The organism is Streptomyces sp. NPDC006197, from assembly GCF_040613865.1.
In the GTDB taxonomy this organism is placed as follows: domain Bacteria; phylum Actinomycetota; class Actinomycetes; order Streptomycetales; family Streptomycetaceae; genus Streptomyces.
In genome coordinates, this window is record NZ_JBEXSZ010000008.1 from 19342 (window position 1) to 40142 (window position 20801).

The 20801-nt window shown below is 72.6% G+C and carries 18 protein-coding genes, 1 tRNA gene and 1 pseudogene; 7 read left to right on the forward strand and 13 right to left on the reverse strand.

What is annotated here, in order from left to right; translation table 11 throughout:
* Nucleotide 1 precedes the first annotated feature (1 nt).
* The 3 genes from ABZ318_RS04000 (at nucleotide 2) to ABZ318_RS04010 (ending at nucleotide 4291) form a co-directional block, all read left to right on the forward strand.
* A complete protein-coding gene (locus ABZ318_RS04000) occupies nucleotides 2–1474 on the forward strand; it encodes a PP2C family serine/threonine-protein phosphatase (protein ID WP_356900914.1) in 1473 nt (490 codons plus the stop codon).
* Nucleotides 1475–1538: 64 nt separating this feature from the next.
* Nucleotides 1539–2864: a VWA domain-containing protein gene (locus tag ABZ318_RS04005; protein WP_356900915.1), complete on the forward strand. Its 1326-nt coding sequence runs from the start codon at nucleotides 1539–1541 to the stop codon at nucleotides 2862–2864.
* A gap of 41 nt (nucleotides 2865–2905) precedes the next feature.
* The gene (locus ABZ318_RS04010; protein ID WP_356900916.1) at nucleotides 2906–4291 is read left to right on the forward strand and encodes an FHA domain-containing protein; all 1386 of its coding nucleotides are present in this window, start codon (nucleotides 2906–2908) and stop codon (nucleotides 4289–4291) included.
* Between the two features lie 16 nt (nucleotides 4292–4307).
* On the opposite strand, the gene ABZ318_RS04015 is transcribed toward ABZ318_RS04010, so the two are convergent.
* Complete coding sequence (locus ABZ318_RS04015) at nucleotides 4308–5267, reverse strand: methyltransferase domain-containing protein (RefSeq protein WP_356900917.1); 960 nt, start codon at nucleotides 5265–5267, stop codon at nucleotides 4308–4310.
* 119 nt (nucleotides 5268–5386) lie between these two features.
* Between ABZ318_RS04015 and ABZ318_RS04020 the strand changes: the two genes are divergently transcribed.
* Nucleotides 5387–5791 (forward strand): globin, encoded by a 405-nt coding sequence (locus ABZ318_RS04020; protein ID WP_356900918.1) that lies wholly within the window; start codon nucleotides 5387–5389, stop codon nucleotides 5789–5791.
* 164 nt (nucleotides 5792–5955) lie between these two features.
* Nucleotides 5956–6543, forward strand: coding sequence for a hypothetical protein (locus ABZ318_RS04025; RefSeq protein WP_356900919.1), 588 nt, complete (start codon nucleotides 5956–5958; stop codon nucleotides 6541–6543).
* Here the strand turns inward: ABZ318_RS04025 and ABZ318_RS04030 are convergent.
* The 9 genes from ABZ318_RS04030 to ABZ318_RS04070 all read right to left on the reverse strand — a co-directional run bounded on the left by ABZ318_RS04030 (nucleotide 6533) and on the right by ABZ318_RS04070 (nucleotide 16287).
* The gene (locus tag ABZ318_RS04030; protein WP_356900920.1) at nucleotides 6533–6922 is read right to left on the reverse strand and encodes a GNAT family N-acetyltransferase; all 390 of its coding nucleotides are present in this window, start codon (nucleotides 6920–6922) and stop codon (nucleotides 6533–6535) included. The two genes, ABZ318_RS04025 and ABZ318_RS04030, sit on opposite strands and share 11 nt — an antisense overlap.
* Nucleotides 6919–7578: a hypothetical protein gene (locus tag ABZ318_RS04035; RefSeq protein WP_356900921.1), complete on the reverse strand. Its 660-nt coding sequence runs from the start codon at nucleotides 7576–7578 to the stop codon at nucleotides 6919–6921. Before ABZ318_RS04035 ends, ABZ318_RS04030 begins: the two co-directional genes overlap by 4 nt.
* Nucleotides 7575–8000, reverse strand: a complete 426-nt coding sequence (locus ABZ318_RS04040) for a thioesterase family protein (protein WP_123452396.1) — start codon at nucleotides 7998–8000, stop codon at nucleotides 7575–7577. The genes ABZ318_RS04035 and ABZ318_RS04040 overlap by 4 nt, the downstream gene beginning before the upstream one ends.
* A gap of 7 nt (nucleotides 8001–8007) precedes the next feature.
* A complete protein-coding gene (ettA, locus tag ABZ318_RS04045) occupies nucleotides 8008–9672 on the reverse strand; it encodes an energy-dependent translational throttle protein EttA (protein WP_356900922.1) in 1665 nt (554 codons plus the stop codon).
* A 273-nt stretch (nucleotides 9673–9945) separates the two neighbouring features.
* Nucleotides 9946–10146 (reverse strand): dehydrogenase, encoded by a 201-nt coding sequence (locus tag ABZ318_RS04050; protein WP_356900923.1) that lies wholly within the window; start codon nucleotides 10144–10146, stop codon nucleotides 9946–9948.
* A gap of 409 nt (nucleotides 10147–10555) precedes the next feature.
* Nucleotides 10556–11992 carry an LAETG motif-containing sortase-dependent surface protein gene (locus ABZ318_RS04055; RefSeq protein ID WP_356900924.1) on the reverse strand — a complete coding sequence of 479 codons (1437 nt, stop codon included), beginning with the start codon at nucleotides 11990–11992 and terminating at the stop codon, nucleotides 10556–10558.
* A 225-nt stretch (nucleotides 11993–12217) separates the two neighbouring features.
* Nucleotides 12218–12667 (reverse strand): single-stranded DNA-binding protein, encoded by a 450-nt coding sequence (locus ABZ318_RS04060; protein ID WP_356900925.1) that lies wholly within the window; start codon nucleotides 12665–12667, stop codon nucleotides 12218–12220.
* A gap of 172 nt (nucleotides 12668–12839) precedes the next feature.
* Nucleotides 12840–14651 (reverse strand): GTPase, encoded by a 1812-nt coding sequence (locus ABZ318_RS04065; protein WP_356900979.1) that lies wholly within the window; start codon nucleotides 14649–14651, stop codon nucleotides 12840–12842.
* A 4-nt stretch (nucleotides 14652–14655) separates the two neighbouring features.
* Nucleotides 14656–16287, reverse strand: a complete 1632-nt coding sequence (locus ABZ318_RS04070; protein ID WP_356900926.1) for a dynamin family protein — start codon at nucleotides 16285–16287, stop codon at nucleotides 14656–14658.
* Between the two features lie 301 nt (nucleotides 16288–16588).
* Between ABZ318_RS04070 and ABZ318_RS04075 the strand changes: the two genes are divergently transcribed.
* Nucleotides 16589–16661, forward strand: a tRNA-Arg gene (locus ABZ318_RS04075).
* 269 nt (nucleotides 16662–16930) lie between these two features.
* On the opposite strand, the pseudogene ABZ318_RS04080 reads toward ABZ318_RS04075, so the two are convergent.
* Nucleotides 16931–17261, reverse strand: a pseudogene (locus ABZ318_RS04080) (hypothetical protein); the annotation flags it as partial.
* A 123-nt stretch (nucleotides 17262–17384) separates the two neighbouring features.
* Between ABZ318_RS04080 and ABZ318_RS04085 the strand changes: the two are divergent.
* Complete coding sequence (locus ABZ318_RS04085; protein WP_356900927.1) at nucleotides 17385–18377, forward strand: DUF3592 domain-containing protein; 993 nt, start codon at nucleotides 17385–17387, stop codon at nucleotides 18375–18377.
* 179 nt (nucleotides 18378–18556) lie between these two features.
* On the opposite strand, the gene ABZ318_RS04090 is transcribed toward ABZ318_RS04085, so the two are convergent.
* Nucleotides 18557–18841: a hypothetical protein gene (locus ABZ318_RS04090; protein WP_356900928.1), complete on the reverse strand. Its 285-nt coding sequence runs from the start codon at nucleotides 18839–18841 to the stop codon at nucleotides 18557–18559.
* Between the two features lie 665 nt (nucleotides 18842–19506).
* A complete protein-coding gene (locus ABZ318_RS04095) occupies nucleotides 19507–20706 on the reverse strand; it encodes a transposase (RefSeq protein ID WP_356900929.1) in 1200 nt (399 codons plus the stop codon).
* Nucleotides 20707–20801 lie beyond the last annotated feature (95 nt).

Sequence of the window (20801 nt, forward strand, 5' to 3'; positions counted from 1 at the left end):
GATGTCCCAGAAGCCGAAGCCGTCGCACGGACTCGCCGCCTGCCCGGGCTGCGCGGAGCCGCTGGAGTCGGGTGACCGGTTCTGCGGGGCGTGCGGCTACGACCTGTCGGCGGTGCCGTCCGCCGAGGCCGGTGCCGACCGCCCGACCGTGGTGATCGGCACCCCCGTGAACTGGCCGGACGCCCCGCCCCGCGAGCCCGGTTCGCTCTCGACCATGACCCAGCACCCGAACGACCTGCCGGGCACCGACTCCGGCGGCCGCGACCTCCCGACGACGGAGGTCCGCACGGACGGCCCCACGCCGCCCGAGCCCGCGTCCGCCGCGTCCGGTGGGGACTTCGAACTGGCCGCGCCCGACCCCCGTGCCGCCGTGCGGGTCGATCCGGGCCCGGCCGCCGAGGCCGCACCCGCACCCGCACCCGCCACCCCCGCACCCGCACCCGCACCCGCCACCCCTGCTCCCGCTGCCGCTCCCGCACCCGCCACCCCTGCTCCCGCTGCCGCTCCCGCTCCCGCCACCCCTGCTCCCGCTGCCGCTGCCGCTCCCGCCGCCGCGATCTGCGTGGCCTGCCGGGCCGGGCGGGTGGACACCGACGGGTACTGCGAGAACTGCGGGCACGCCCAGCCGCGCGAGCGCGACCACATGGAGCGGGAGCTCGCCGGCGTCGCCGCCGTCAGCGACCGCGGGCTGCGCCACCACCGCAACGAGGACGCGTTCGCCGTCTCGTCGACCACCCTGCCCGACGGCTCCCCCGCCACCCTCGCGATCGTCTGCGACGGCGTCTCCTCGGCGACCCGCCCCGACGAGGCCTCCGCCGCCGCCGCCGAGGCGGCCGGCGCCTCGCTGCTCGCCGCGCTGCCCCGGGGCACGCACCCGCAGCGGGCGATGCACGAGGCGATCGTGGCCGCCGCCGAGGCCGTCAACTCCCTCGCGGAGGAGCCCGGTCAGGACGGCGCGGAGCACGATCCGCACCGCCACCGCAACGCCCCGGCCTGCACCATCGTCGGCTCCGTCGTCGCCTCCGGCCTGCTCGTCGTGGGCTGGGTCGGCGACAGCCGGGCCTACTGGGTGCCGGACGACCGCAGCACCCCGCCCGCCCGGCTCACCGAGGACGACTCGTGGGCCGCGCAGATGGTCGCGGCGGGCCTGATGAACGAGGCCGAGGCGTACGCGGACGAGCGCGCCCACGCGATCACCGGCTGGCTCGGTGCCGACTCGTACGAACTGGACCCGCACACCGCCGCGTTCAAGCCGGATCGTTCCGGCGTGGTGGTGGTCTGCACGGACGGACTGTGGAACTACGCGGAGGCCGCGGAGGACATGGCCCGGGTCGTCCCGGCGGACGCCGCGGACCGCCCGCTGGGCGCCGCGCAGGTCCTCGTCGGCCACGCCCTGGACGGCGGGGGCCACGACAACATCACGGTCGCGCTCGTCCCGTTCACCGCCACGCCGCAAGGGGCAGGATCCGCCTGAGAGCGGTCGCCGATCCCCGTCCCCTTCACCGTTGTTGCGTCTGTCCCGTAGGAGCCGAAAACAGATGGCGAACTTCTCCAAGCCGACCGTGCCCCAGTTCTCCGTGGACGTCTACCAGAACGAGTTCCTGCCGGAGGGCGGCCGGGACGTCAGCGCGATCGTCACGGTCACCTCGACCGGTGGCGGCACCACCGGAGGCTTCGCGAACGGCGGCCCGGCCGCGGCCGGCGTCGTGATCATGGTCGACTGCTCCGGCTCGATGGACTACCCCGCGACCAAGATGCGCGGCGCGCGGGAGGCCACCGCCGCCGCCGTCGACACCCTGCGCGACGGCACGCACTTCGCCCTCGTCGCCGGGACGCACATCGCGAAGGAGGTCTACCCGGAGGACGGCCGCCTCGCGGTCGCCGACGCCCGGACCCGCGCCGAGGCGAAGGAGGCGCTGCGCCGGCTCTCCGCGGGCGGCGGCACGGCGATCGGCACCTGGCTGCGCCTCGCGGACCGGCTGCTCTCCTCCGCCGAGCTCACCATCCGGCACGGCATCCTGCTCACCGACGGCCGCAACGAGCACGAGTCGCCGGAGGAGCTGCGGGCCGCGCTCGACGCCTGCGCGGGCCGGTTCACCTGCGACGCGCGCGGGGTCGGCACGGACTGGGAGGTCAAGGAGGTCACCGGGATCGCCTCGGCGCTCCTCGGCACGGCCGACATCGTCGCCGACCCGGCCGGCCTCGCCGCCGACTTCACGACGATGATGGAGCACGCGATGGGCAAGGGCGTGGCGGACGTCGCGCTGCGCCTGTGGACCCCGGTGGGGGTCGAGATCATGTTCGTGAAGCAGGTGGCGCCGTCGGTCGAGGACCTGACGGGGCGGCGCACCGAGGCCGGGCCGCGCGCCGGGGACTACCCGACGGGCTCGTGGGGCGACGAGTCCCGCGACTACCACGTGAGCGTGCGGGTCCCGCGGGCGGCGGTCGGCCAGGAGATGCTCGCCGCCCGGGTCTCCCTGATCGCCCCGGACCCGGCGGGCGACGATCCGCGCCCGCTGTCTCAAGGACTGGTACGGGCGGTGTGGACGGACGACCTCGCGATGTCGACGTCGATCAACCCGCAGGTCGCGCACTACACGGGTCAGGCCGAGCTCGCGGACGTCATCCAACAGGGTCTGGATGCCCGCAAATCGGGCGATCGTGACGGCGCGACGGCCAAGCTGGGCCGTGCCGTGCAGCTCGCGGCGGCCTCCGGCAACGCGGACACCGCGAAACTGCTTTCGAAGGTGGTCGACGTGGTCGACGCGGCGACCGGTACTGTGCGTTTGAAGGCGAAGGTCGCGGAAGCGGACGAGATGACACTCGAGACCCGCTCCACCAAGACCGTTCGCGTCAAGAGGTAGCCCGGCCACCGGGCCGGACGACGAGAGGGGGAAGCACCGACATGCCGACCTGCCCGAACGGACACCAGTCGGTCTCCGACGACTGGTGCGAGGTCTGCGGCCATCGCATGGCCGGGGCGGGTGCGCCGACGGGTGCCGTACCGCCGCCTCCCCCGCCGCCGCCCCCCGCGTACGGATACCCCGGCCCCGCGAACCCCGGTCAGCCCGGTCCCGGCCCGGCCCCGATGGGCCCGCCGCCGGGCGCTCCCGGCGGCTTCGGTCCGGGAGGCCACGGTGGGCCCGGTGGCCCCGGCACGCCTCCGCCCGCGGCTCCCGGCGGTTTCGGCCCCGGTGGCGACCCGAACGCGACGGCCCAGGCGGAGCTGTGCCCGCAGTGCCGTACGCCGCGCGAGCCCATGGCGCCGTTCTGCGAGGAGTGCCGCTGGAACTTCCTCACGAACTCGGCGACCTCGTACACGCCGCTGTCCCCGCACAACGCGCCCCACAGTGCCCCGCCGCAGCAGCCCGGGCCGCCGCCCGGCCTGAACCTGCCGCCGGGCTTCCAGTCACCGCCGCCCCCGCCGCCGCAGCAGCCCCAGCAGCAGCCGGACCCGTTCGGCTACCAGGGCTCGCGGCCCTCGCAGGTGAACCGGCCGGCCGAGCCGCTGGGCGCCGAGCCCACGCACCACCAGGCCCCGCCGCAGCGCCCGCCGGCGCAGCAGCAGCCGCCTGCCCCGCCCGCGTACCTCCAGGCGCCCGCCCAGGCTCCGGCCCCGCCCGCGCCGCCGCAGCCGCGCGCGGACGACGACTGGGTCCTGTCGCCGCCGTCGCAGCACCAGCCGCCCCAGGCGCCGCCGGCCCCGCAGCAGCACCAGGCGCCGCCGCAGCACCAGGGCCCGCAGGCACCGTCCCACCAGGCTCCGCCGCCTCCGCAGCAGCACCAGCCCCCGCAGCCCCCGCCGCACCAGGGACCCCCGCCGCAGCACCAGCACCAGGGGCAGCAGCCTCCGCAGCAGTTCCAGCCGCCGCGGCAGCAGCAGCCCCTGAGCTGGACCGCGGTCATCGGTCCCGACCGCGAGTACTTCATGGCGATGATGCAGCGCAGCGGTCCGGAGGCGACGGGCCTGAACCTGCCCGCGTACTCGCCGGCCAAGCACCTGCCGCTCCAGGGCAACCAGGTCTCCATCGGCCGCCGCCGGCACTCCACCGGCGAGTCCCCCGACATCGACCTGTCGGTGCCGCCGGAGGACCCGGGCGTCTCGCACCAGCACGCCGTGCTGGTGCAGCAGCCGGACGGCTCGTGGGCGGTGGTGGACCAGAACTCCACCAACGGCACCACGGTCAACGGCGGCGAGGAGCCGATCCAGCCCTACGTCCCCGTCCAGCTCCAGGACGGCGACCGGGTGCACGTCGGCGCCTGGACCACCATCACGATCCGGCTCGCCTGACGAGGACCGAGCACCGTCAGACGGCCCCCGGCAGGGGCCAGGCGTACGGCCCTCCGGGGTCGTCCAGCCAGGCCCACTGCCGGTCGCCGCTGACCGTCACCCCGAAGCGCTCCCGCCCCGGCCGCCGCTCGCGCAGCCAGAGCGAGAGCGCTTCGCGCCTGTCGAGGGTCCCGCCGACCAGGCCCCACAGGAAGAGGAAGCGTTCGTCCCCGGCCGGGCCGGGGCGCGGGTTGTCGTGCTCCGGGACCCCGGCGGCGGCGCCCCGGAGCGCCACGAAGTACGCGGAGGTCGCGAGGAACCGTCCCTCCGCGTGCGCGGCGTCGCGCACCCTCAGCAGGATCAGCCCGGTGGAGAGCGGCGCGAGGACGAGCGCGCCGGGCCGGCACTGGGCGAGCCAGGGGTACGGGACGGAGGGCACCGCGCAGGTCGCCACGATCCGGTCGTACGGGGCGTGCTCGGGGCAGCCGCGGGCGCCGTCGGCGGCGAGCACGGCGGGCCGGTACCCGACGGCGGCGAGGTGGGTCCGGGCGGACTCGGCGATCTCCTCGTCGAGGTCGACGGTGATGACGTGCTCCTCGCCGAGGCGGTGGCAGAGCAGGGCCGCGTGGTAGCCGCTCCCGGCGCCGATCTCCAGGACGTCGTCCCCGTCGCGTACGTCCAGGGCGTCGAGCATCAGGGCCATCAGGGAGGGCTGACTGGCGGAGGAGACCAGCTCCCCGTCCCGTACCCGGGTGGCGATCGCGGTGTCCGCGTACGCCCCGCGCAGCCAGCGCTCCCGGCGCTCCGGCTCGGGGTCGCCGGCCCAGAGCCGCTCGTAGCCGCCGGGTGCGGAGACGTAGTAGTACGGGACGAAGAGGTGGCGCGGCACCTCGGCGAAGGCCGCCCGCCAGGCGGGGTCGGCCAGCAGGCCGTCCGCCTCGATCTCCCGCACGAGCGCGCGCCGCTCCCGCGCGCCGGCCTGGGCGAACTCGTCCATGGGTCCACTCTCCCGCTCTCCGGGGTCCCGGGGCGAGCGGCCGTACGGGCGGTCGTCACGCCCTCCGGGGACGGTCCTAAGCCTCCGGTCCTCGGCCGGGCATCTGAGACGATGGAACGGTGAACGAGATTCCCGGGGAAACAGTGCAGGAGCAGACCTTCTACGAGCAGGTCGGGGGCGAGGAGACGTTCCGCCGCCTGGTCCGCCGCTTCTACGAGGGAGTCGCGGCCGACCCGCTGCTGCGCCCGATGTACCCCGAGGAGGACCTCGGCCCGGCCGAGGAGCGTCTCGCCCTCTTCCTGATGCAGTACTGGGGCGGCCCCCGCACCTACAGCGACCACCGCGGCCACCCCCGCCTCCGCATGCGTCACGCGCCGTTCACCGTGGACCGGGCCGCCCACGACGCCTGGCTGCGTCACATGCGCGACGCCCTCGACTCGCTCGACCTCGCCCCGGAGCACGAGAGCGAGCTGTGGCGGTACCTGACGTACGCGGCGGCCTCGATGGTGAACAGCGCGACCTAGGGCCTGTCCGACCCTGATCCGCCGGACAGGTCCCAGCGGGCCGCCGCCGGCTCCCGGCGGCGTACGCGGAGGGCTGAGACCGGCGCGGCGCAACCGGGTACGGCGGAAAGGGCGTCCCCATCCACGGATCCGGCCGACTGCCGAAGTCGTTCACGGGGGTGCCCATGCGCAAGGCCGTGCCGTACGCCGGGGCGCTGCTCGTGCCCGCCGTCGCCGGAACGCTCCTGTGGTGGTGGGCGGGCCGGAGCCTGCGGAGCCCACACGGCCTGCCCACCGTGCTCGCGGTGGGCGGCGGCCTCGTGCTGACCGCCGTCGCGCTCCTGGCGCACAACGCGCTCTTCCGCGAGGGCGGCAGCATCGCCGCGGTCGTCCTGATCCTGGCGGGCCTGACGGCGGTCTGGGTGGAGGCGCGGGACTCCGCGGTCCGCGGCGCGGTCGCCGACTGCGTCGTCGTGGGCAAGGTCCGGGTGACCCACCACCCGGCCTTCGGCGAGGGCGCGCCGGCCCCCAAGACCCTGTACCACCACACGCTGGACTGCGTCGGCGGCTATCCCGTCGAGTTCTCGGCCGAGGAGCGGATCGCCGAGCCGGGCGGCCCGGTCCGGATCGCGTACGACCCCGACCGCCGCATGGACCCGGTCCTCGCCCGCGACAACGAGCCCCACGGCTCCCCGGTGATCCCGGCGTCCCTGCTGGTGCTCTCGGCGGCGCTGTCGGTGGCCGCGATCGCGAGGGAGGGCCTCAGCCCGTGAGGTCCATGAGCCCGGCGGCGGTGCGCCGGAAACCGCACCGCTCGTGGAAGGAAGCGAGGTGCGGCTCGTAGTCCACGTGCAGCCAGTGCGCGCCGCGCTCGCGGGCGGCCGCGGCGGCGGTCCGTACGAGGGTGACGCCGAGACCCCGGCGGCGCTCGTCGGGGTGGACGGTGGTGTCGAGGAGGAAGGCGTGGACGCCGCCGTCGCCGACGACGTTCACGTATCCGACGAGCCGCCCGGCACGGCGGGCGGTGACCCGGAGGAGGCTGCGGGCGAGGACGGGACCGAAGTCGGTGTCCCGGTGCCCGGGCCAGGCGGCGTGGAAGAGGGTGTTGAGCTCGTCCCCGCCGAGAGGCCCGTCGACCTGGACGTCGGTCACCGAGGGGTGAGACCCATCGCGATCGGCACGGTGCGCAGCGCGATCGAGCCGTACGGGGTACGCAGCCGCAGCCACGGCCCGGAGGCGAACAGGGCCGTCGGCGCCTCCCCCGGGGGCAGGAAGCCGAGGGACTGCGCGGCGTGCACGGCGCGCAGCGGCAGCCCGGTGGTGCCGAGGGTCCGGGACCAGATCTCGCGGCCGATGGCGTCGCGCTCGGCCCGGGTGCGCCGCTCCTCGGTCAGCTCCTCGTCCCGCGCGCGGAACTCGGCGACGGCGGCGGCGACCGCACCCCGCATCTCCGTGACGCCCGGCAGCCCGGGGACCGGCTCCCAGCCGCCGCGCGGCGGGAGGACCCCGGTCCACGGCGGGCCGGTCACGGAGTCCGGGACGACCGCCTTGCCGGCCGACTCCTCGATGCCTTCGAGGAGTTCACCGGCGGAGACGGTGACATCGAGGTCCACCGCGTCGACGAGCCGGGCGGTGCGGATCGCGAGCACCTCGAACGACGGCGGCCGTCCGAAGACCGCCAGCGCCCCGCCGCCGGCCTGGAGGCGGACGGCGGCGGCCCGGTCGTAGTGGACGAGCCGGGTGAGGAAGGCGGCGAGGGCCGCCGCCTCCCTGGCGTCGGCGAAGTGCAGGGGAGCGAGCACGGTCATGCGGCGGACGACATCCCGTCGTCCACGTACTCCTGGAGGAACTCGCGCTCCTCGGCGGAGATCCGCCGGGGCCGCTGCGCCTCCAGGTCGAAGGGCACGACGACCGTCGAGGCCCGTACGTACGTGACGTCCGGGTCCTTGATCTCGTACGCGATCGTCAGGGACGCCGCGCCTATCTTCGTGACCCACGACTCGATGGTCACCGGCTCGTGCCGGTGGACCAGCGGCCGTACGTAGTCGATCTCGTGCCGGGCCACGACGGACCCGCCGGAGAACGAGGGGGAACCGTCCCCCGGCGCCAGCCGGAACATGAAGTCGATCCGCGCCTCTTCCAGGTACCGCAGGAAGACGACGTTGTTGACGTGCCCGAAGGCGTCCATGTCCGACCAGCGCAGGGGACAGCTGTAGATGTGCCTCGCCATGAAGTGATCAGCCTCGGGTCAGCTTCTTGTACGTGGCGCGGTGCGGACGGGCCGCGTCCGGGCCGAGGCGCTCGATCTTGTTCTTCTCGTACGACTCGAAGTTGCCCTCGAACCAGAACCACTTCGAGTCGCCCTCGTAGGCGAGGATGTGGGTGGCCACTCGGTCCAGGAACCAGCGGTCGTGGGAGATGACCACGGCCGCACCGGGGAACTCCAGGAGCGCGTTCTCCAGCGAGGACAGCGTCTCGACGTCGAGGTCGTTGGTCGGCTCGTCGAGGAGCAGCAGGTTGCCGCCCTGCTTGAGGGTGAGCGCGAGGTTCAGACGGTTGCGCTCACCACCGGAGAGCACACCGGCCGGCTTCTGCTGGTCCGGGCCCTTGAAGCCGAACGCGGAGACGTAGGCGCGGGAGGGCATCTCGACGTGGCCGACGTTGATGTAGTCGAGCTCGTCGGAGACGACGGCCCACAGCGTCTTCTTCGGGTCGATGTTGGCGCGGCTCTGGTCGACGTACGAGATCTTGACGGTCTCGCCGACCTTGACGGAGCCGGAGTCCGGGGTCTCCAGACCCTGGAGCATCTTGAAGAGCGTGGTCTTGCCGGCGCCGTTCGGGCCGATGACGCCGACGATGCCGTTGCGCGGCAGCGTGAAGGAGAGGTCGTCGATCAGGACCTTGTCGCCGAAGGCCTTGGACAGGTTCTCGACCTCGACGACGATGGAGCCCAGACGCGGGCCCGGCGGGATCTGGATCTCCTCGAAGTCCAGCTTCCGCATCTTGTCGGCCTCGGCCGCCATCTCCTCGTAGCGCGCGAGACGGGCCTTGGACTTGGCCTGACGCCCCTTGGCGTTCGACCGCACCCACTCGAGCTCTTCCTTGAGCCGCTTGGCGCGCTTGGCGTCCTTCTGGCCCTCGACCTTGAGGCGCTCGGACTTCTTCGTCAGGTAGGTCGAGTAGTTGCCCTCGTAGGGGTGGGCGCGACCGCGGTCGAGCTCCAGGATCCACTCGGCGACGTTGTCGAGGAAGTACCGGTCGTGGGTGATGGCCACGACGGTGCCCTTGTACTGGGCGAGGTGCTGCTCCAGCCAGTTCACCGACTCGGCGTCGAGGTGGTTGGTGGGCTCGTCGAGGAGCAGCAGGTCAGGGGCCTCCAGGAGGAGCTTGCAGAGCGCCACGCGGCGCTTCTCGCCACCGGAGAGGTTGTTCACCGGCCAGTCGCCGGGCGGGCAGCCCAGGGCGTCCATGGCCTGCTCCAGCTGGGCGTCGAGGTCCCACGCGTTGGAGTGGTCCAGGTCGTCCTGGAGCTTGCCCATCTCCTCCATGAGCTCGTCGGTGTAGTTCGTCGCCATCTCTTCGGCGATCGCGTTGAACCGGTTGAGCTTGCCCTTGATCTCGGCGACGCCGTCCTCGACGTTCTCCAGGACGGTCTTGGTCTCGTCGAGCTTCGGCTCCTGCATGAGGATGCCGACGGAGTAGCCGGGCGACAGGAACGCGTCGCCGTTGGACGGCTGCTCGAGGCCAGCCATGATCTTCAGAACGGTGGACTTACCGGCACCGTTCGGGCCGACCACACCGATCTTCGCACCCGGCAGGAAGCTCAGCGTCACGTCATCCAGGATGACCTTGTCGCCGTGCGCCTTGCGCGTCTTGCGCATCGTGTAGATGTACTCAGCCAAGAGAAACCGTCCGGCAAAGAGTGAGTGGGCAGATACACCCCATCTTGCCTGACCGCCACCCCCCGGTGCGAACCAGTAGGCCGGGCTCCACCTGACCTGCACGTCCCCGGGTCGCCCTCGTAGCCGATCCGTCACTGTCGGTCGCCGGCGGCCGCGCCTTCCGGCAGGTCCGTGGCACGCCGGGCAGTCACCAGGTAGCCCGCGAAGCCGGCGTCCGGCCCGGCCTTCGCCCACCCGTCCGCCGACCCGGGCTTCTTGGTGTCGCCCGTGGTGTCAGCGGACCAGGTCGGGGAAGGGGCAGCGCTCCAGCGGTTCGTCCTCGCGGTCGGCCCAGTGCCACCAGAGAACTCGCTCCGGGCAACGCCACAGGGAGCGACAGACTCGCTTCCCGTCCTCCTCGCGCAGGCAGAGGACGTATCCCTTCCACTCCATGGGCCGGTCGCACTCGGGGCAGTGGAGGGGCCAGTCAGCCATGGCGTGCAACCTGTCTCGGGGCGTTGTCAGTGGTCGTCTGTAGCGTCGTGGTCAAGGTTGAGCCGGTTCGATGTTCCTCCGGGGAACACGGCGGCCAAGGGGGGTGGCACCGTAGGGGTCCCTGAGCTTTCACGCTTCGGGACCCTCAGCTCGGACCCCACCCCCCTCTCACCTTCCTCAACCGTGATCCCGAAGTCCCCTTCCTGCCTGACCGCCACCCCTGGGTGCGAACCGGTAGGTGAGGGGCCCCTCGGACGTGCGACGACCCCGGGCGCGGGTGCGGCCGGGGTCGTGCGGGGTCACGGGGTGGGGTGCGCAGGGGGCGGATCGCTCCGCGGCGTCAGCGCCTCACTCCGTGGGGTCGGGCTTCGGCCCGGTGCCGGGCGTGGGCCCGGCACCGGGGCTGGGCTCACTGGCCGGCGGTCTTCTTCTTGCGGAGGAAGAACACCGCGCCGCCGCCGATCACGACGAGCGCGGCGGCGATGCCGGCGATCATCGGGGTGGCGCTGGAGCCACCGGTCTCGGCGAGGTCGCCGCCACCGGTCGTGGTGGCGCCGGTGGTGTCACCAGTGGTGTCACCGGTCGTACCGCCCGTGGTCGACGGGGTGGAAGGCGTGGCCGAGGGGGTGGTGGAGGGGGTCTCCGACGGCTTCGGGCCGGGGGTGGCCGTCTTGCAGTCCAGGACGCCCTCGAAGGTCTCCTCGAAGTCGTTCGGGCCGGTGATCGTGAACTTGTACGCCTCGTCCTCGGCGAGCGGGACCGCGATGGTCTTCGTCTCGCCGGCGCCGACGGTGTACGAGGTGCCCTTCAGGTCGAAGGTCCAGGCCTCGTCGCCCTTGTTGCCGGCGACGATCTCCAGGCCGCCCTTGGCGCAGTCCTTGGCGACCGTGACGGACGGGACGGCACCCTTCTTGGCCCACGTGGCGGAGGCCTTGGCGGTGACGGTGGAGTCGCTGGAGCCGGCCAGGATCAGGGTCTGCGACGGGCCGTCGATGGAGACGAAGGCGCGGCCGAGCGAGACCTTGGTGGTGGCCTCGGCGGTCAGCTCGGCGGTGCCGTCGGCGGTGCCGGCCGGGACGTCGAAGTAGACCTGGTCGCCGTTCTTGGCCTCGGTGACCGGCTTGCCGGCCTTGTCGACGACCTGGACGCCGGCGGGGGCGCCCGGGGCGGCCGCGAGCTTGGCGGTGGCGTTGGTGGTGACGGTGATCGGGCCGAGCTTCTCGCCGGCCTTGCCCGCCACGGTGCCCGGGGACAGGCTGAGGGAGGCCGTCGGCTCGTCGAGCTCGACCGCCTTCTCCAGCAGGTAGCTCTTCAGCTTCTCGGCGTCCTCGTCCTCCGGCGTCGCGACGACGTTGTCGGAGAGGGTCCAGATCGCGGCCTGGGTGCCGGCGGCGGCCTCGCCCTTGGAGAGGTCGGCGCCCACCTTGGCGCCGAGGGTCTCGGCGGACAGCTTCGGGTAGGAGTTCTCCAGGATCCAGAGGATCTTGCCCGCGTTGCCGTTGTTGTGCAGGGAGGACTCGCCCCAGCCGACTTCCTTGTAGTCGAAGTCGTGCTTCGCCTCGGTGTGGAGGTCGATGCAGTAGGTGAAGAGGGTGCCCCCGCCGTCGACCTCCATCTTGAACAGACCACCGGTGACCGGCCGCTTCTCGCCGTTCTTCTCGGTGATCTCGACGGAACCCCGGTCCGCCGTGAAACCGCCGAACTTCGCCGTGACACCGCCGGCGCCCGGGGCGCCTTCATCGGCCAGGGCCGGGCCGGCGGTCGCTATCGCACCGGTCGCGACGAGGCCGGAGACCAGGATCGCGGCGGCGAGACGGGCAACGCCACGCCCACGAACTGAAAACATTGGATTCCCCTCCGGGCGAGACGCTCCGCGAACTTGGTCGATTCGCGTGGGGGGAGCACCCGCCAGCAAGACTCACAGACTCAATGGGCTCATGTGCCACATGAGTATCCGGGAATCCTAGGGATGCGGAGCCCCCGGGTGCCCTGTCATGTAGTCAGATAACCATTCCGTCTCGGAATCGTTATCAGCAAAGCGAGTTGGTCGACAAATCCCCACAACACAAGGTCAGGACGCGGTTACCAACTGGGGTGTCACGGCCGTTCCCTCCTCCGCCGCCACCGTCCACGGGTCCTGCTCCGGCTGCGGTTTGGGTTCCGTCCGGGCAGAGCGCCGGAAGGCCGCCGTCCCCCTGCTCAGGTCGTGCCCCACGGCCACCGCGTCCACGTCCACGAAGGTCTTGCGCTGCCCGTCGCGCTCCTCCTCACGGACCTTCAGCCGTCCGTGCACGACGAGTGGTTCCCCCACGGAGACCGAGGCGGCGAGGTTGGCGCCGAGCGAGCGCCAGGCCGACACCGTGTAGAAGCTGGTGTTCCCGTCGGACCAGAGCCCCCGCTCCCGGTCCCAGCGGCGCGCGGTCACCGCGAACCGGAAGCGGGCCACCCCGCCCGCCACCGTGTCCCGGTACTCCACCGCCGTCGCCACGTTCCCGACGAGCGTCACGGTCGTGTCGTTCATGGTTCGCCCCCACTCTCCCGGTGTCCTGCTGCGTGGACACCCCGTGGGAACCATGCTGGGGCGGCCGGGCGCACCCCGCTCGGGCCTGTGGACAACCACGCGCTTGGGGACGGCCCCCTCACCCGGGAGGGGGAACCGCCCCACAGCCCACGGCCCACACTCCACCGGGGGCCTACCTCACCCGCGCCCCCACCCGCGTCGCGCCCAGTCGGCTCGTGCCGGAGCGGCCGCCGCCGAGGACGATCCGGGACGTCGGCGGGCGCGAGCCCACCACCGTCGCGTACTGCTCGCGCACCTCCCGGTAGCGCATCAGCTCCGCCGCCACCGGGTCGAGGACCCGGGCCCGGCCGCAGGCGGCGGCCGCCTCCCGCAGGCGGCGTTCGGCCTCCTGCCCGTACCGGCGGGCCGGGCCCTTCACGGCGCCCTCGCAGGCCCATTCGACGAGCGGGCCGCCGATGATCCCGCCGAGCATCACGAGGACCGGCGGCAGCAGACCCGGCTCGACGACGCCCACGATCTGCCCCACCAGCCACAGCGCGCCGAAGATCTGCAGGAGCGTCATCACCGCCTGGGCGAGGACGGCCGCGGGCCACCAGGCGGGCCGGGGCGGCCGGGCGGCCGGGTCCCCCAGGGAGACCGTCAGCTCGTCCAGGGCCTCCGGCAGCCCCTCGGCCCCGCGCACCGCCGCCTCGCGCACCGCCTGGGCCCAGGGCACCGGGAGGCCCCGCGAGGCCTCGTCGGCGACGATCCGTACCGCCTGTTCGACGCGCTGGCGGGCCGTCAGCTCGTCCTCGACGGGGACTTCGAGGCGGGGGTCGGTGGAGCCGTGCGCACGCATCCGCTCGTACCAGCGGTAGAGCCGCAGCCAGGGGGTGCCGCAGGCGCGGATGGCGCCCCGGCGCCAGACCCGCTCGGCGGCCTCGCCCGCGGCCTGGGCGCCGACGGCGACGGCGAGCCGGTCCGTGAAGGCGTCCCGGGCCCGTTCGTCGAGGCCGGACCGCCCTTCGGCGACGTACGCCTGGCGCAGCCGGGCCGCGGCGGCGTCGACGTCGGCGGCGAGGCGGCGCTCGGGAGCGGTGCGTTCCTGGACGAACCGGGCCACGGACTCGCGCAGTTCGGGGACGCCCTCGCCGGTCAGGGCGGAGACGGCGAGGACGGTCGCGCCGGGTTCGCCGTGCTCGCCGAGTGCCACACCGTCCTCGTCGAGGAGGCGGCGCAGGTCGTCGAGGACGAGGTCGGCGGCCTCGGTGCCGAGCCGGTCGATCTGGTTGAGGACGACGAAGGTGACCTCGGCGTGCCCGGCGAGGGGTCGCAGGTAGCGCTCGTGGAGGGCCGCGTCGGCGTACTTCTCCGGGTCGACGACCCAGATCACGGCGTCGACGAGGCCGAGGACCCGGTCGACCTGGTCGCGGTGGGCGGTGAGGGCGGAGTCGTGGTCGGGCAGGTCGACGAGGACGAGCCCCTGGAGGTCGGCGTCGCCGGCGCCGCCCGCGAGGGGGCGGCGGCGCAGCCTGCTGGGGACCGCGAGCCGGTCGAGCAGTCCGGCGGCGCCGTCGGACCAGCTGAGCGCGATGGGTGCGGAGGTGGTGGGGCGGCGCAGTCCGGTCTCGGAGACGGGGACGCCGGCGAGGGCGTTGAAGAGCGTGGACTTCCCGCTCCCGGTGGCTCCGGCGACGGCGATCACGGTGTGCCGGGAGGAGAGCCGCTGGCGGGCGGCGGCCTCGTCGAGGACGCGTCCGGCCTCGGCGAGGGCCTCGCTCTCGACCCGGGTGCGGGAGAGCCCGACGAGCTCGTGGAGGGCGTCGAGGCGGCGGCGGAGGGGCCCGCCGTAGCTGCCGCCGAGGGGTGGCAGGGCGTCCTCCTCCTGCGGCCGGGGCACCTTCTCCTGCGCGGCGGCGGTCTTGTCGGCGGCCCGCTCGGCCGCGCGCCGCGCGATCAGCCCGTCGTCCCAGCGCGAGCGGCCGCGCTCCCGGTCGTCGTCCATCACGTCACTTCTCCTTCTGCAGTACGGAGAGCGCGGCGATCAGCTCCGCCTGCGGCTCGGGGGTCACGTCGAGGGCCTCCAGGGGGGCGAGGCGGCGGTCGCGCTCGGCGTGCAGGACGCGGTCGACGTACGAGAGGACGAGTTCGCCGCCCTTGTCGCGCAGCCGCAGGGCGGTCTGGGCGCCGAGGAGTTCGGCGAGGCGTTCGCCGGCGGCGCGGGCGCGGCGGCCGCCGAGGAGGGAGGCGGCGAGGAGCGCGGCGACGGTGTCGGGCTCGGGGACGGCGCCGGAGGAGCGGGAGCCGGAGAGACGGGAGCCGGAGAGGCGGTCGATGCCCCGTACCTCCTCCTCGGCCAGCTCCTCGAGCACGCGGCGCCAGCGGCGCGCCTCCACGCCGATCCGCTCCGCCGCCTCCCGGTCGCAGCCGGCCCTCGGCGGGCCGAGGGGCTCGGAGGCGGGTTCGCGGCGCCAGGCGTCCCGGACGTGCTCCTCGGCCGCGGAGACCGCGCAGTGGAGGAGGGCGGCGAGGGACTCGGTGAGGGCGTCCAGGAGCTCCTCGGCGGTGCTGTCGCGGGGGTAGGCGCGCCAGCGGGTGCGGGCGTCGCCGGCGAGGACGGCGCCGCGGCTGAGCTCCCTGCGCACCCGCTTGCCCTGCTCGCGGTACGCGGTCTCGACGACGCCGCCGAGCCGGACGGCGGCGGCGTACTGGGCGGCGACCGCGCCGGCCAGCTCGGGCAGCCGGGTGTCGAGGGAGTCGATGACCCCGGAGGCGGTCCGGTCGGCGGCCTGCTGGCGGGCGGCCGGGTCCTGGGCGCGGTGGGCGAGCCAGCCGCGCAGCTCGGCGACGGCGCTCTCGGGCAGCAGCCCGCTGCCGCCGCAGGTGGACTCGGGCAGCTCGGGGATGGTGAACCGGGGCACGTGGCCGAGACCGGCCTTGGCGAGCAGCGCCTCGTACTGCCGGGAGACCTCGCCGATGACCTGGTGGGGGACGCGGTCGAGGACGGTGACGAGGGTGACGTCGTACTCCTTGGCGGTACGGAGCAGGTGCCAGGGGACGGCGTCGGCGTACCGCGAGGCGGTGGTGACCATGACCCAGACGTCGGCGGCGCAGATCAACTCGGCGGCGAGGAGCCGGTTCTCGACGACGAGGGAGTCGATGTCGGGCGCGTCGAGCAGGGCGAGCCCCCGGGGCAGCGAGGAGGCCGTCTCGACGCGCAGCGCGTTCTCCTCGGGGGCGGGTTCGTCGACGGGGTGGTCCTCGTCGGCCTGGGGCAGCCAGACGCGGGTCAACTGCGGGAGCACCCGCAGGCCGGCGAACCAGTGGTGATCCTCGGGGTGGCAGACGAGCACGGGTGTCCGGGTGGTGGGCCTGAGCACTCCCGCCTCGCTGACGCGGCGCCCGACAAGGGAGTTGACGAGGGTGGACTTGCCGGCCCCGGTGGATCCGCCGACGACCGCGAGGAGCGGGGCGTCGGGGTCCTTCAGACGGGGCACCAGGTAGTCGTCGAGCTGGGCGAGCAACTCGGTCCGGGTCTGGCGGGCGCGGGGCGTGTCGGGGAGAGGCAGTGGGAGACGCACGGCGGCGACTCGGTCGCGCAGGGCGGAGAGTGCGTCGATCAGCTGAGGCCGTTCGTCCAAGGTCACCACATGCGAAGAATGCCCAATTTATGAGTGTTTTTGAAGCGTATGGGGACCCTGCGCGCCGAAGAGAAGGGCGGCGACCGGAAGGTCGGGCATAACGAGTGCACAACACCCGCCCCGAGCGACGTGAAAACCGCTGCGCGAATCGCACCTGCCTGCGATTATCGGTTCGCTTCACCGAACCTCCACATCGTGCCACGCAGGTGAAGCAACCGGGCCAAGGCGATCGGAGCCCTATCCTTGTCCCGGCAGGCACACCCCACCCACCAGGGGCTCCTGGCCACACGGCCACCACCCGGCCCCCGTAGCTCAGTGGATAGAGCAGGTGCCTTCTAAGCACTTGGCCGCAGGTTCGAGTCCTGCCGGGGGCGCAAGATCGAAGACCCTCCTTCGGGAGGGTCTTTTTGCTGGTCAGGGGTGGTTTTCGACCTAGGGCGAGGGTGCCGGGAAGGGCACCCCTGGTGGCTGGATCCGTCCGGCTGAATCCGGTCAGAGGCGGCCTCTGGCGGCTGTTTTCCCGAAAACTTCCCGAAGTTTCGGGGCCGCCCGCTGCCCTGCCTCACTCCGGTCCGCGTGCTCTTCGCTGCCGCCGGGTTCCTGGGTGGACGACAGCGAGCTGCCCCTCGACGCCGGCGGGGACCGCCACACCGAGGACGGTGGCCACGAACGAGAGGCCGATCGCCTCCAGCGGGCCGCGCAGCAGCGCGGCCAGGGACGGCTCGGCCGGCATGCCGGTCACCAGGGAGGTGACGGTGACGCCCAGTTGGGCACCGGAGAGCTGCACGGACGGCCCGCGGCGCACCCTCGGCGGCCCGCTCCAGCTCACCGCGCTCCACGGTGGTCAGGGAGAACTCCGCCGCGACGAAGACGGCACACGCGAGGGTGAGGGCGAGCGCGAGCAGAAGAGTCACCGTGCCACCCCGCTCCCCGGCTCGGCGCGTCAGGGCCGGCGGAGACGCGGCCTTCCACATCACTGTGAAGGAGAGGCAATCTCCGATCGAGAGCCCGCCCCTCCCCGCACGCCGCCGCCCGACCGGCGACTGCGATACTCCCCGTCGCCATCGCTCGTCGTCGATCACCAGGGGGAACGAATCGTGTCGGCATGGTTCGTCCGCATATCAAGCGTGCTCGCCTACGCGGCGGCGGCCGTCCTCGCCCTCTGGGCGACCGGCCTTCCGGCGGGCGTCCCCCTCCCGGTCCCCGGACTCGTACCGCTGGCCTGGACCGTGGTCGGTCTGGTGTGGCTGCGGGTGCTCGCACTGTGTCTCTGGTGGGCCGACGACAACTTCGGCTGGTTTCCGCAGTGGGGGGACGACGAGGCGTGGAGGACGTCGGCGGTCTCCCTGGAGAAGGGGCCTGCCCGGCCCTGCCGGAAGCGGCCCAGCCTGTTCCGGCGCCTGGCCTCGTACGAGTACGAAAGCATCCCGTGGGTCTTCCTGCGCCAGTCGCTCGTCTGGCTTCTCGTCGTGCTCGCTGTGGTGGCACTGGGCGGATTCAGCCGTGCCCACACCTCGCACCACGTCCGCTCCCTGGTACGGGCCGGGGCGGCGCACACGACGGCGACGGTGGTGAAGGTCGAGAACATCCACGAGCAGCGCAACGACGAGGACGAGGTGACGGGCTACAACGCCACCTTGGTCCTGACCGTACCGGGCGGTGAACAGGTCCGTATCGAGGACGCCTCCACCGCCGCGAGGCCCAAGCCGGGGAGCCGGGTGGACCTGTTGTGGGCTCCCACCGCACCGGAACTGGGCGGCGTGGTCGAGGAGGGGACGGACCTGGAGCGCTACCTGAACCGCACATGGGGAATCACCCTGTCCGGTCTGGCCTTCGGCCTCCTCCCCCTGCTCCTCGTACTGACCTGCATGCTCCCCACCGCGATCGGCGCGGACGCCGACAGCCTCCAGGAACAGGCGTGGTCCCCGCTGGACCAGACCGTCCACGCCGCCGCGATCACCGGCTTCCTGCTGCTCGTCCTGCCCTACCTCTCCGGCACGTTCACCGACGGCGGCGGCACTCTCGGAGCGGCCGGTCTCGGCCTGCTGGCCCTCTACATCGCCATGCCCGTCCGAGCCCTGATGACTTGAGCCACGCACACGGGGGATCGCGTCAGGGACTCGCCGCGGTGCGGGTGGTCGACAACTCCTGCATCAGCCTCGGAGCACCGGTGACGAGGATCTCTGCAAACGGCTCTGGCCGGAGTCCCGTGAAGGGCCAGGTCGCAGGAGTGGAGGTGGTGGGGCCCCGCTCCTCACTTCGCAGGCCGCTACCCCGCAGCCACAACCGGGCCGGCTGTGACCTGAGGAGCGTTGGGGAGCAGCGGCGCGAGGTTGTCCCTCACGAAGTCCGCCGCCCGCTTGATCGACTCTTCGGCCCCGGACCGGTCTTCGAAGACGCTGGTGGAGACCATCACTCCGTCCCCGGCGTCCACCCAGTAGTACGCCACGAAACCGGGGACCCGGCGCAGGAGAGGCACGAATCCCTCGTCCACTCGACGTCCCGCCTCGGCAGAGTCGGTCACTCCTTCGTAACGCCGAATCACTGCGTACATAGCTGATCTCCTCATGGATCCCAAGGCCACCTTGCACGCAACGACATACCCCCACCAAGCGGCTCTCGCTCGGTGGACCTCCGGAAACGACCTGAATAGGCGCACCAGTGAGCCAGACCGGCATCAGCTGTGGCCAGGACATTGGCGAACCAGGACTTCACGGAAGTCCGGTCAGAGCCGTTTGCAGGGCTCTGACCGCGATTCCGTGAAGGGCTTGGCGTGACAAAAAGTCTTGGCCGGCTGCTGGATCATGGCTATACGGGGAGACCGAAGGCCAGTCTGAGAACGGGGTGGGGATGGGCGTCAGCGATCTGGTGCGCGCCGAGCTGGCGCGGCACGATTGGACCGCGCTGAGCTGCGCCTGCGGTGACTCGGCAGAGCACTTGCCGCTGGTGTTCGAGACGCTTCTGACCGCCGAGAGCCCCCAGGACGCTCGCGGCTACGACCTGTCCGGGCATGTCGAGTACAGCTGCATCATCGCCGAGTGCACCGGGCCGGCGATCGGTGTCATCCTTGCGGCACTGGCGGGTGAGGTTTCGCCGGCGGTCAAGAGTCAGTTCCTGGAGACGCTGCTGTGTGCGGTCTACGGTTCGGGTTACGACGACGCGTCGCCTTCGGCGCGTGCGAAGGACGAGTTCCGGGCGATGGTGCGGGAGGGCTTCTGGCTACTCATGCAGGCCGGTCTTACCGGCAGTGCGCAGGACGCCGAGACGGTGGCCGACCTCTGCGAGTATTACGACCTCGGTGATCAGAAGTCGGCGCACTACCAGGCGCTGCTGCGAGAGCGCGTACGAGCGAAGACCAAGCGCCGAGTGGCGCGCCGATAGCGGGGCGGGTCGGTTCCGGAGCAGGACGCGGATGCGGATGCGGATGCGGAGCAGTCGGAACGAGGCCCGGCCGTACATGGCTCTCTTGATCGTTTTGATCCGATTCACGTTTCCTTCAACCTTGTCTGAGCTCCATTCGAGAGTGAGGCCGGCAGTCACGGCGTCGAGGTCTTGGCGGAGGAAGCCGGCGAACGAGCGGACCGGGGTGGGAGCGTCCTGTTCTGCCTGGCGGATCCAGTCCGGCAGCAGGCCGCCGCGCCGACTGACCAGAAGGTCGCGGAAGCATCGGGCCAGGTCGCAGGCCCGGGCGATGTCCGGGCAGGCGACCCTGACGTCGAGCAGTTTCTCCACCTCCTGGTCCGTGAGCGTTTCGCGGGGGCGCATGATCCACGAGGTGATGCGGCGCGGGCTGGGGATGCCGGCGCGGACCGGCTCGACGGTACCTTCGCGGAGTTTGGCCAGGTGACGGCGGCGGACGACTTGGATGCTGCCGGTGTAGCCGCGCTCCCGGATCTCGTGGAACAGCCGGGTTCCGCTGGTGGATCCGGCGGTGAGCCGGCTGTTCAGGTAGGGCTTGGACGGCTCCAGGAGCCTGGCCTTGTGGATGCCGAAGTCCTTCGCGGAGGCGAGGAGTTCGTCCAGTGGGGTGGTCTTGAAGCGGCGCACGGTCTTGCGGTCCAGGCCGAGGTGGCGGGCGATGGCGCTGATCGTCCATTTCTGCTCCAGTAGCCGGTGGACGTCCGCGTAGCGGGCACGGGTGCGCTCGACGAGTGGCGTACGGGGCAGTGCCGGCACCGGCAGATCGATCACCGGATGCTCGGGCGTTGGCTCCTCCTGCTCTGCGTGTTTGCGTAGGCAGAAGCGGTGCTGGTGGCAGGTCTCCTCGACGGCGGCCGCGAGGTTCTGGAGCAGAGGCCACCTGTCTGCCACCTCGACCGCGTCGGGGGCCGCTTCCTTGATCGCCCAGGTGTAGGCGGTGGTGCGGTCCGGCCGGTACAGGGCGCCTCCAGGCGGTTGAGGTTCTGGGCGGTCGTCCAACGTGGCGTGGCCACGGGGGTGTATCCGGTTCCTTGGGCTTCTTCCCCGTCTGCCTCCGGCGAACTGGCACGGCGGAGGGCCCGGCCGCGACCGAG

Coding starts and splice junctions, on each gene's coding strand:
- ABZ318_RS04035 (WP_356900921.1), bottom strand. CDS start 7,578: ATGACCGTGCTCGCTCCCCTGCACTTCGCCGACGCCAGGGAGGCGGCG.
- ABZ318_RS04005 (WP_356900915.1), top strand. CDS start 1,539: ATGGCGAACTTCTCCAAGCCGACCGTGCCCCAGTTCTCCGTGGACGTC.
- ABZ318_RS04015 (WP_356900917.1), bottom strand. CDS start 5,267: ATGGACGAGTTCGCCCAGGCCGGCGCGCGGGAGCGGCGCGCGCTCGTG.
- ABZ318_RS04050 (WP_356900923.1), bottom strand. CDS start 10,146: ATGGCTGACTGGCCCCTCCACTGCCCCGAGTGCGACCGGCCCATGGAG.
- ABZ318_RS04040 (WP_123452396.1), bottom strand. CDS start 8,000: ATGGCGAGGCACATCTACAGCTGTCCCCTGCGCTGGTCGGACATGGAC.
- ABZ318_RS04065 (WP_356900979.1), bottom strand. CDS start 14,651: ATGGACGACGACCGGGAGCGCGGCCGCTCGCGCTGGGACGACGGGCTG.
- ABZ318_RS04060 (WP_356900925.1), bottom strand. CDS start 12,667: ATGAACGACACGACCGTGACGCTCGTCGGGAACGTGGCGACGGCGGTG.
- ABZ318_RS04000 (WP_356900914.1), top strand. CDS start 2: ATGTCCCAGAAGCCGAAGCCGTCGCACGGACTCGCCGCCTGCCCGGGC.
- ABZ318_RS04055 (WP_356900924.1), bottom strand. CDS start 11,992: ATGTTTTCAGTTCGTGGGCGTGGCGTTGCCCGTCTCGCCGCCGCGATC.
- ABZ318_RS04090 (WP_356900928.1), bottom strand. CDS start 18,841: ATGTACGCAGTGATTCGGCGTTACGAAGGAGTGACCGACTCTGCCGAG.
- ABZ318_RS04010 (WP_356900916.1), top strand. CDS start 2,906: ATGCCGACCTGCCCGAACGGACACCAGTCGGTCTCCGACGACTGGTGC.
- ABZ318_RS04025 (WP_356900919.1), top strand. CDS start 5,956: ATGCGCAAGGCCGTGCCGTACGCCGGGGCGCTGCTCGTGCCCGCCGTC.